Raw genomic sequence first — 9,627 nt, 5'->3', positions numbered from 1 at the left:
GGTTGACGTCCCAGTCCTTCTGCGGCTCAAGCCGGATGCGCGCGCCATTGGCGCCGCCGCGCTTGTCGGAACCGCGGAAGGTCGAGGCCGAGGCCCAGGCGGTCGAGACCAGCTCGGACACCGAGAGGCCGGTGGCCAGGATTTTCGCCTTCAGCGCGGCGATATCCTGTTCGCTCACCAGCTCATGGTCGATCGCCGGGATCGGATCTTGCCAGATCAGCTCTTCCTTCGGCACGAGCGGGCCGAGATAGCGTACCACCGGGCCCATGTCGCGGTGGGTCAGCTTGAACCAGGCGCGGGCGAAGGCGTCGGCGAACTGATCGGGATGCTGGTGGAAGCGCCGCGAGATCTTCTCGTAGGCCGGATCGAAGCGCAGCGAGAGGTCGGTGGTGAGCATGGCCGGCGCATGGCGCTTCGAGGCATTGTGCGCGTCCGGCACCGTGTCGGCGCCGGCGCCGCCCTTCGGCGTCCACTGGTTGGCGCCAGCCGGGCTCTTCGTCAGCTCCCATTCATAATCGAAGAGGTTGTCGAAGAAGTTGTTGCTCCACTTGGTCGGCGTCGTGGTCCAGGTGACCTCGAGGCCGGAGGTGATGGCGTCGCCGGCAATGCCGGTGGCATATTTGCTCGACCAGCCGAGGCCCTGCGCCTCGATGCCGGCGCCTTCCGGCTCCGCGCCGACCAGGGCGGCATCGCCGGCGCCGTGGGTCTTGCCGAAGGTGTGGCCGCCGGCGATCAGCGCCACGGTCTCCTCGTCGTTCATCGCCATGCGGCGGAAGGTCTCGCGGATGTCGCGCGCGGCTGCGATCGGGTCCGGCTTGCCGTTCGGCCCTTCCGGATTGACGTAGATCAGGCCCATCTGCACCGCGCCGAGATGGCCGCGCAGTTCGCGATCGCCAGAATAGCGCTCGTCGTCGAGCCACTTGGTTTCGGAGCCCCAGTCGACGTCCTGCTCCGGCTCCCACACGTCGGCGCGGCCGCCGGCGAAGCCGAAAGTCTTGAAGCCCATCGATTCCAGCGCGACGTTGCCGGCGAGGATCATCAGGTCGGCCCAGGAGATCTTGCGGCCGTATTTCTGCTTGACCGGCCAGAGCAGCCGGCGCGCCTTGTCAAGATTGGCGTTGTCCGGCCAGCTGTTCAGCGGAGCGAAGCGCTGCTGACCGGCGCCGGCGCCGCCGCGGCCGTCGCCGATGCGATAGGTGCCGGCGCTGTGCCAGGCCATGCGGATGAAAAGCGGCCCATAATGGCCGAAGTCGGCCGGCCACCAGTCCTGCGAATCCGTCATCACCTTGTGCAGGTCCTTCACCACCGCATCGAGATCGAGGCTCTGGAATTCCTTGGCGTAGTCGAAGTCCTCGCCCATTGGGTCAGAGAGGTTCGACTGCTGGTGGAGAACGCCAAGGTCGAGCTGGTTCGGCCACCAGTCGCGGTTGGTCCGGCCGGCGGATCCATGCGCCACGGGGCATTTGCCAGCGCTGTTGTCGTCGGTTTTCGCGTCCATCTTACTCTCCGATTTTGCCGAGTTTGAATTGGGTTTCCGGGGGCGGCCGGCGGCCGCGCCAATCTGGAACGATTCCAGACTAGGCCGGCTTAACGATAAAGACAAATTGCCTTTCCTGTTTTTTTCGATAGGATTTCCTTATGATCGGTCTCACCGTCAGGCAGATGCTTTATTTCGACGCGCTGGCGCAGACGCTGCATTTCGGCCGCGCCGCGAAGCTTGCCGGTGTCAGCCAGCCGGCGCTCTCCGCCCAGATCGCCGAGATGGAAGAGCGGCTGAGCTGCCCTCTGTTCGAGCGCGGCGGCAAGACGGTGCGGATGACCGACGAGGCGCTCGTCCTGCAGCCGCGCATCGAGCGCATCCTTGCCGACATACGTGACGTCGAGACGACGGCCCGGCGCGGCCGTCCCGCCATGGAAGGGCGCTTCCGACTGGGCATCATCCCGACGGTGGCGCCCTATCTCCTGCCGCGGGTCCTGCCTGAACTGAAGAAGCATTTCCCGGCGCTGCAGCTCGAACTGCGCGAGGCGGTGACTGCGGCGCTGGTCGAGGACAGTGCCTCGGGCCGGCTCGACGCTTTCATCGCCGCGCTGCCGCTCGACCATCCAGGGCTGGTCACCGAAGAGCTTTTCCCCGACCGCTTCTTCCTCGCGGTCCCCGCCGGAGATCCAGCCTTCGCCTCGCCGCCGGTGCCGCCGGAAAGCCCGGCGCTGGAGCGCCTGATGCTGCTGGAGGAAGGGCACTGCCTGCGCGAGCAGGCGCTGGCCGTCTGCGGCAACGTGCGGCCGGTGGCGATGGCAAGCTACGGCGCCACGAGTCTGACGACGCTTCTGCAGATGGTGGCGCATGGGCTGGGCGTGACGCTGGTTCCCGAAATGGCGGCAAATGCCGCCGGCGTCATGCCGGATCTCAGGATCGTGCCGTTCCAGGAGCCGATGCCGCAGCGCATGATCTGCATGGCCTGGCGGCGGAACAAGGTGCGCCAGGACGAATGCTTGGAGCTGGCGAAGATCATCCGCGGGCTGGATCAGGCCGTGCTGGCGGCGTGAGGCGCCGGGCGAAGCCAGTTCTTCAGCGAGACAATGTGGTCCTGGTGCAAGCGTCAACCGGTTGGACCCGGAACCGTCCGCTCTCTCCACGCATTTCGATGGATGGTGAGCAAGCCTATTTTCAACAATGCTGCGAGCGGGTCACCGGCAGGCTGGACGATCAAGCTTGGCGATTCCCCCGTCATTGGCACGGCGATCCACAGCGGCTCCGACGTCGGGCGCGCTTGCCAGTCGCTCATGTGCATCCCCGACCCTGATCGGCTGCGGGAGGAGGATCCCTTCACCGAGCACTTCATCGCCGATTTCCCAACCCAGATTATCGTTCATCGATCGCGCTTCCAAGTCGATTTGAACCGAGCGCGCGAGGCTGCGGTCTATCGGTCGCCGGACCAGTGCTGGGGCCTGCACGTATGGCGAGAGCCACCGGCCGAGGACGTTGTGGACGAGTCCCTCGCCTTTCACGACGCTTTCTACGGCGAGCTCAGGCGTGTCCTTGCCGATGTCGAGAGACGTTACGGCAGGTTCGTCCTTGTCGACGTCCACAGCTACAACCACCGGCGTGCAGGGCCGAAAGCAGCGCCTGCATCGCAAGATGGCGCGCCTGATATCAATATCGGCACGTTCTCGATGGACCGCGCGCGCTGGGCGCCGGTCGTCGACGCCTTCACGGAGGCGCTGCGCGGCCAGGATTTCAACGGCGAGCCGATCGATGTGCGTGAGAATGTGTCGTTCCAGGGCAAGGGCGAGCAGGCCCGTTTCGTCCATGCCAATTTCCCCGGGACCGGGTGTGCCATAGCGGTCGAGTTCAAGAAGATCTTCATGGACGAATGGAGCGGCGAACCCGACTGGGCAGCGATCGAACGGCTGCGTTCCATGCTTGGGTCCACGGTGCCAGTTCTCGAGGCTGCGTTGCGGGGCATGACATGAAGCCAAAGCTCGTTGAGGCTATGTCTCCGTTGGCCAGGATCGAAGCGGACTTGGACGCGCTTTTGCGGGAGAGCAAGCCAATCCGCCGCGAGTTCGGCGACGGCAACCGTTTGCACATCGATCGGCCGCTGCCGTTTCTCTGCGTCCATGTCGGGTCGCAGCAGGATGCGGCGTTCCAAATTGTTTCCGCCAACGCCTCCTATCTGATCGCTGCCGATAGTGACCTCGCTGGCGAGGTCGTGCGGCTGGTGGCGCGAAGGATGCGCGATCATTGCGGGGCATTCCTCGTGCTCGACATCGGCGAGTTGGCCGAAGACCGGTTTCTGACGGAGGACGTACCGTTCCTGCCGCCTTTCGAGATTGCACTGGCTAGCGGCGACACCGCGGCGGAGAAGGCGGCGCTCAAGCGCCTTGCCGCTGCGGCATCCGGACGCGAAGCGAAATACCGCACGCCGCGCGTGGACGAATTCGTTCCCACGACCCGCGCCGAAACACGGCTCTCGGATGATCTCGACGATGTAGCAGGCCTGACGGTACGCTTCGCGCCGATCTACAGGGTACCTGGCAGCGAGCGCATCTATCCCGAATTGCGCGATCTTGTCGTCGCCAACATGGTGGATTCCGCGCTCCAGGCGGTCAGCGCCTTTCTGAAGGCATCAAAGCTGGAACCGCCGGCAACCCATCGTTCGTTGGGGCGGCGCGCCTATATCGACGCTGTCGTGCGCGCCGACCGGGCACTCGACAGCGTCGCGTCGACATTCGATTTCCTGCTTGCCGTCACACCGATCAACGCCGAACCGGCCTGGCTGGAATTCCAGGCAGGCGGCTTCGAGCATGTCCCAGCACTGCTCTACAGGCCGCTCGAATTCGAGGTCGCCGCGCAGAAGCGGAAGCTCTACTCGGTCTCGCTCGATCATCTGGAAGATCCGCTGCTGACCACGCTGTTCTCGCAAAAGCAGCAGGAGCTCGATCTGCAGCTGTCGATGCTCGCGGCGCGCGAGACGCCCCGTTTCGTCGAGCTCGGACGAGCACTCTATGGCAGCGTCGAGCCGAGTCTGGCGACGCGAGCACGCGCCATTGTCGAAAAGGCGCCTGGCGCTGCGTCGTCGGTGAGGCAGGAGGGATTGGGCGCCGATGCTGTCGCCGCAGCCGCGCGTGACATGATCGCTGGATACCGTGCCGCCTATTCCGATTTCGATGCTTCCGTGGAGATCCGCGGCGACCTGCCGGCCGGCCTCCTCGTCTCTCGAAACCGGTTGCTGGTTTCGCGCGATACCAACCTTCCACCGGAGCGTCTGACCGCGCTGCTCAGTCACGAGATCGGTGTCCACCTGGTGACCTATTTCAACGGCGATGCGCAGGGGCTTGCCATCTTCCGCAATGGGCTCGCCGGCTACGAGGGCATGCAGGAGGGACTGGCCGTGCTGGCGGAATATCTGGTCGGCGGCATGACCGCGGCGCGGCTGCGGCTGATCGCGGCCAGGGTTCTCGCGTGTCAGGCGATGCTCGACGGCGCGACGTTCGAGGAAACTTTCCGCATTCTCCATAAGGATTTCGGTCTCGACGATCGCAGCGCCTTCAACGTCGTTCTGCGTGTCTTTCGCGGTGGTGGCCTGGCAAAAGACGCCATCTATCTGCGCGGCGTGGTGCAGGTCCTCGATCATCTGAGAGGCGGCGGCAGCCTTACGCCGTTTTGGATCGGCAAGATCTCCGCCGCGCATTTCGGCGCAATCCAGGAACTCAATGCGCGCGGCTTGCTGCGCGCGCCGCGCCTCGAACCTGCATTCCTTTCTTCCGACGCGGCGCGTCCGCGGCTCAAGAAGGCGATGGCGGGAATCGATCCGATCGATATGGTTGGGACTTGAGGGAGCATCCCCGATGCGCATTGCGTTCTTCGTCAATTCGATCGAGAGCGAGACGCCAGGCTACACGACGACAACGCTGGCGCTGGCTGCAGTCCAGCGCGGACATTCGGTTGTCTATGTCGAACCCGGAGACTTCATACTGCGTCCGGATGACAGCCTGGCTGTCAGCGTCGCAGTCTTGCCGGACGCTTCCTACAAGACGCCCGACAAGCTGCATGCCGCCCTAAAGGATGCCGCGAAGCAGAAAAAGACCTTCGTGATAAGCGATATCGACATCCTGTTTCTGCGCAACGACCCGTCGCTCGACGTCAGGGATCGACCATGGGCCGCCAACGCAGGCATCATGTTCGGGCGGCTCGCAGCGGAACAAGGCGTCATCGTCGTCAACGATCCGGATGGTCTGGCGCAGGCACAGAGCAAGCTCTACCTGCAGACCTTTCCCGAAGCGGTTCGGCCGGCGACCCTTATATCGCGCAGCATTGCCGAGATCCGCGCATTCATCGACAAACACTCGAAGGGCTGCATCGTCAAACCACTGCAAGGGTCGGGTGGCAAGAACGTCTTCCATATCGCGACGCCTACCGATTCCAACCTCAACCAGATTTTCGAGGCGGCCAGCGGTGACGGCTATCTCATCGCGCAGGCCTACATTCCGGAGGCCAAGGCTGGTGACGTGCGTCTTTTCCTGATGAACGGCCTGCCGCTGCTGCGCGACGGCAGTTACGCCGCCTTTCGCCGCATCCCAGCCAAGGGCGACGTCCGCTCCAACATCCACGCCGCCGGAACCGCCCGCAAGGTCAAGGTAACTGACACGATTTTGCGCATTGCCGAGATGGTACGCCCCAAACTGGTCAGCGACGGCATGTTTCTGGTTGGACTCGACATCGTCGGCGACAAACTTCTGGAGATCAATGTCTTCACGCCAGGCGGACTGGCACGGCTCGCGGAGATGTACAAGACCGATTTTGCCGCACGTGTCATCGTCGCGCTGGAGGAGAAGGCGACGCTGCGCCGAGCCTATGGAAAGACCATGCCGAATTCGCGGCTAGCGACGCTTTGAGGAACGCAGACAAGTCGGATAGCGACTTCCTGCCGGTCGCCGTCCCATCCCTGCGTCCGATTGCTAAATTAGCTCGCACCAAAGCTTTCATGGTATAAATATCAAAAATACGAAAGTAAAAAATACGACAATATGAACCATGCCTGTCAAGAATGTCGTTCTTTCGTTACTAAAGCTTACGCTGCATATGAAAAGCGCCAGGACCAAAAGGACCGCGTCAGCCGACGGGAGCCCCAAGGTCAAGCCTCTGCCCGTCAGCAGGCTGGCGGCGGCGACCGCCGGTATGGTCAAACCGATCGTAGCGCAAGCCGAACCCATCGCAACGTTCAAACCGCGCTGCAGCTCATTGTTGAGTGAAGCGCGAACCGCCGAAATGGCCTCCGGCATCAAAACCAGCCCCGCGATCAACGCTCCCACGATGCTGTCCGCCTGGGTCACCTGGTAGGCAACAAGCGTGTCCTCGACACTTGCTGCGACCTGCTCGGCGAGCATGACAATTCCGATCAGCCCGCTCAACAGCAGCAGAATGCCGACAAAAACGCTTTCATGAGAGGCAGTTCGCGTCGAAACGTCGTGCGCCTGTTCCTGGACGAAGTCGTCCCGGTGCCGGACGGTCTGGGCGAACACGAAACTTGCGTAGAGCAGCACCGAAAGGACGCTTACAAAACCAAGCTGAGCTGCCGAAAACGTGCCGGGATCCGTCGTTTGAGTGTAGGTTGGCAGAACAAGCGTCATGACGGTCAGCGCGACCAGAACCGCCAGATACGCGCTGGTCCCTTGGCGAACGATTGCCTGCTTGCGATGACGCCAGCCGCCAAGCGTCAGACACGTGCCGACAACGCCGGTGGAGGTAATCATCACCGTCGAGAAAACGGACTCACGTGCCAGCGTCGGATTGTTCGCTCCATGCAGCATTATGGAAACGATGATCGACACTTCGATTGCCGTCACGGCAAAGGTCAGCACCAGCGTTCCGTACGGCTCCCCCACGCGCCGGGCCACTGCCTCGGCGTGGTCGAGCACCACGAAAATGGTGGTGAACATGATCGCGCACGAAAGCGCCCCGACAAGAATCCTGACGTTCAGCGAACCTTCGTCCACCGAGAGACCGCTGGCTCTGACCACGACGGCCATCACCAGGGCGGCCAGTGGCATCGCGTAGGAAGTCGCCGACCGTGCGACACCAGTCATTCAAGCCCCCAAACGCCGCGCGTTTCGGCGAACTTCGCGAAAAAGCGTGTGGGGAGCACCTCTCACGCCGTCTTCTGCGCCACCAGCCCCAGTTCCTCGATCATCGCCTGGCGCATCAAGAACTTCTGCGGCTTGCCGGTCACCGTCACCGGCAACTCGGTGCGGAAGCGGATGTAGCGCGGCACTTTATAGTGGGCGATCTGGCCGGCGCAGAAGGCCTTGATCTCCTGCTCCGTGGCGATCTGGCCGGGCTTCAGCACGATCCAGGCGCAGAGCTCCTCGCCATATTTGTCGTCGGGAATGCCGAAGACCTGCACTTCCTTGACCTTGGGATGGCGGTAGAGGAATTCCTCGACCTCACGCGGATAGACGTTCTCGCCGCCGCGGATGACCATGTCCTTCACCCGGCCGACGATGTTGCAATATCCCTCGGCGTCGATGGTGGCGAGGTCGCCGGTATGCATCCAGCCGTCGGCGTCGACCGCCTCGCGGGTCTTCTCCGCGTCGTCCCAATAGCCCTTCATCACCGAATAGCCGCGCGTGCAGAGCTCACCCGGCGCGCCGACCGCGACGGTGGCGCCGTCGGCACCGATCGCCTTCACCTCGACATGGGGATGGATGCGGCCGACGGTGGAGACGCGCTTTTCCAGCGGATCGTCGACGCTGCTCTGGAACGAAACCGGGCTGGTCTCGGTCATGCCGTAGGCGATGGTCACTTGGCGCATATTCATCAGCGACACCACCTTCTTCATCACCTCGATCGGGCATGGCGAACCGGCCATGATGCCGGTGCGCAGGCTGGTGAGGTCGAAGGTCGAAAAATCGGCATGGTCGAGCATGGCGACGAACATGGTCGGCACCCCATAGATGCCGGTGCAGCGCTCCTGCGCCACCGCCTTCAGCGTCGCGCCGGCGTCAAAACCCTCGCCCGGGAAGACCATGGTCGCGCCCTTGGTGACGCAGCCTATCGTGCCCATCGACATGCCGAAGCAGTGATAGAGCGGCACCGGGATGCAGAGCCGGTCGTCGACGGTGAGCCTGATTGCCGAGGTGACGAAATTGCCGTTGTTGACGATGTTCAAATGGGTCAGCGTCGCGCCCTTCGGCGCGCCTGTCGTGCCCGACGTGAACTGGATGTTGATGGCGTCATTCGGCTTCAGGCTTTCGGAGATGCGGTCGAGGCTGTCATGCTCGTCGCGTCCGGCCATGGCCAGCACATCGCCGAAATTGAACATGCCGGGCGAGTTGTCGTCACCCATGCGGATGACGATCTTCAGCGCCGGCAGTTTTTTGGCCTTGAGCTCGCCGGGTTCGGCCGTGGCGATTTCCGGCGCTAGCGTCTCGATCATGCCGAGATAGTCGGAGGTCTTGAAGCTGACGGCGGTCACCAGCGCCTTGCAGCCAACCTTGTTGAGGGCATATTCCAGCTCGGTCAGCCGGTAGGCCGGGTTGATGTTGACCAGGATGAGGCCGATGCGGGCGGTGGCGAACTGGCTCACCAACCATTCCCAGCGGTTCGGCGACCAGATGCCGACGCGATCGCCCTTCTCCAACCCGAGCGCCAGGAAGCCGGCGGCTAAAGCGTCGACCGTGTCCGACAACTCGCTCCAGGTGAAGCGCTTGTCCTGGCCGACGAACACGGCGGCATCGAGCGTGGCGTATTTGCTCACCGTGTCGGAAAACAGTTCCGGAATGGTCTTGTCGAGCAAGGACACCGAGCGATCGCCCGAGACATGCGCCCTGCCGTCCATCGGGGCAATGAAGGTGCCTCCGCGCCCGCGCAGATTCGTGGCGTTCATGAGCTCGTCGAGTTTGATCGCCATCGCCGTCTCCTCCCGGGATGAACCAGCCTATCAGCCGATAGCGGCGGTGGAAATCCGCCAAAGGTCCCCCTCCCCCTTGAGGGGAGGGTGCCTCGCGAAGCGAGGCGGGTGGGGTCGTCTCACGTCGAGCACTGCCGCGATGACCCCTCCCGTCCATCCGCCTTCGGCGGCTGTCCACCCTCCCCTCAAGGGGGAGGGATTCTCGCGGCTATAT

The 9,627-nt window shown here is 63.3% G+C and carries 7 protein-coding genes; 4 read left to right on the top strand and 3 right to left on the bottom strand.

Annotated elements, in window-relative coordinates; genetic code table 11:
- A partial coding sequence (gene katG / locus EOA38_RS17830) for a catalase/peroxidase HPI (protein WP_127299835.1) occupies positions 1-1,498 on the bottom strand: 1,498 nt, incomplete at its 3' end.
- 140 nt (positions 1,499-1,638) lie between these two features.
- On the opposite strand from katG, the gene EOA38_RS17825 reads away from it, so the two are divergent.
- The 4 genes from EOA38_RS17825 (at position 1,639) to EOA38_RS17810 (ending at position 6,399) form a co-directional block, all read left to right on the top strand.
- Positions 1,639-2,547: a hydrogen peroxide-inducible genes activator gene (locus EOA38_RS17825; protein WP_127299834.1), complete on the top strand. Its 909-nt coding sequence runs from the start codon at positions 1,639-1,641 to the stop codon at positions 2,545-2,547.
- Positions 2,548-2,649: 102 nt separating this feature from the next.
- Positions 2,650-3,474: an N-formylglutamate amidohydrolase gene (locus EOA38_RS17820; protein WP_127299833.1), complete on the top strand. Its 825-nt coding sequence runs from the start codon at positions 2,650-2,652 to the stop codon at positions 3,472-3,474.
- The gene (locus EOA38_RS17815; protein WP_127299832.1) at positions 3,471-5,339 is read left to right on the top strand and encodes a flavohemoglobin expression-modulating QEGLA motif protein; all 1,869 of its coding nucleotides are present in this window, start codon (positions 3,471-3,473) and stop codon (positions 5,337-5,339) included. The genes EOA38_RS17820 and EOA38_RS17815 overlap by 4 nt, the downstream gene beginning before the upstream one ends.
- 13 nt (positions 5,340-5,352) lie before the next feature.
- Entirely contained in the window at positions 5,353-6,399 is a 1,047-nt protein-coding gene (locus EOA38_RS17810; RefSeq protein ID WP_126092604.1) for a glutathione synthetase, read from the top strand.
- 87 nt (positions 6,400-6,486) lie between these two features.
- Here the strand turns inward: EOA38_RS17810 and EOA38_RS17805 are convergent, their stop codons facing one another.
- Both EOA38_RS17805 and EOA38_RS17800 read right to left on the bottom strand, forming a co-directional pair.
- A complete protein-coding gene (locus EOA38_RS17805) occupies positions 6,487-7,590 on the bottom strand; it encodes a calcium:proton antiporter (RefSeq protein WP_127299831.1) in 1,104 nt (367 codons plus the stop codon).
- Positions 7,591-7,652: 62 nt separating this feature from the next.
- The gene (locus EOA38_RS17800) at positions 7,653-9,413 is read right to left on the bottom strand and encodes an AMP-binding protein (RefSeq protein WP_127299830.1); all 1,761 of its coding nucleotides are present in this window, start codon (positions 9,411-9,413) and stop codon (positions 7,653-7,655) included.
- Positions 9,414-9,627: the final 214 nt, after the last annotated feature.

Source organism: Mesorhizobium sp. M1E.F.Ca.ET.041.01.1.1 (assembly GCF_003997355.1).
In the GTDB taxonomy this organism is placed as follows: domain Bacteria; phylum Pseudomonadota; class Alphaproteobacteria; order Rhizobiales; family Rhizobiaceae; genus Mesorhizobium.
This window is presented reverse-complemented; position numbering and strand designations above follow the sequence as displayed.

What these genes read in the sequence shown, in the direction of transcription:
- EOA38_RS17825 (WP_127299834.1), top strand. Translation starts at nt 1,639, where the DNA reads ATGATCGGTCTCACCGTCAGGCAGATGCTTTATTTCGACGCGCTGGCG.
- EOA38_RS17820 (WP_127299833.1), top strand. Translation starts at nt 2,650, where the DNA reads ATGGTGAGCAAGCCTATTTTCAACAATGCTGCGAGCGGGTCACCGGCA.
- EOA38_RS17815 (WP_127299832.1), top strand. Translation starts at nt 3,471, where the DNA reads ATGAAGCCAAAGCTCGTTGAGGCTATGTCTCCGTTGGCCAGGATCGAA.
- EOA38_RS17810 (WP_126092604.1), top strand. Translation starts at nt 5,353, where the DNA reads ATGCGCATTGCGTTCTTCGTCAATTCGATCGAGAGCGAGACGCCAGGC.
- EOA38_RS17805 (WP_127299831.1), bottom strand. Translation starts at nt 7,590, where the DNA reads ATGACTGGTGTCGCACGGTCGGCGACTTCCTACGCGATGCCACTGGCC.
- EOA38_RS17800 (WP_127299830.1), bottom strand. Translation starts at nt 9,413, where the DNA reads ATGGCGATCAAACTCGACGAGCTCATGAACGCCACGAATCTGCGCGGG.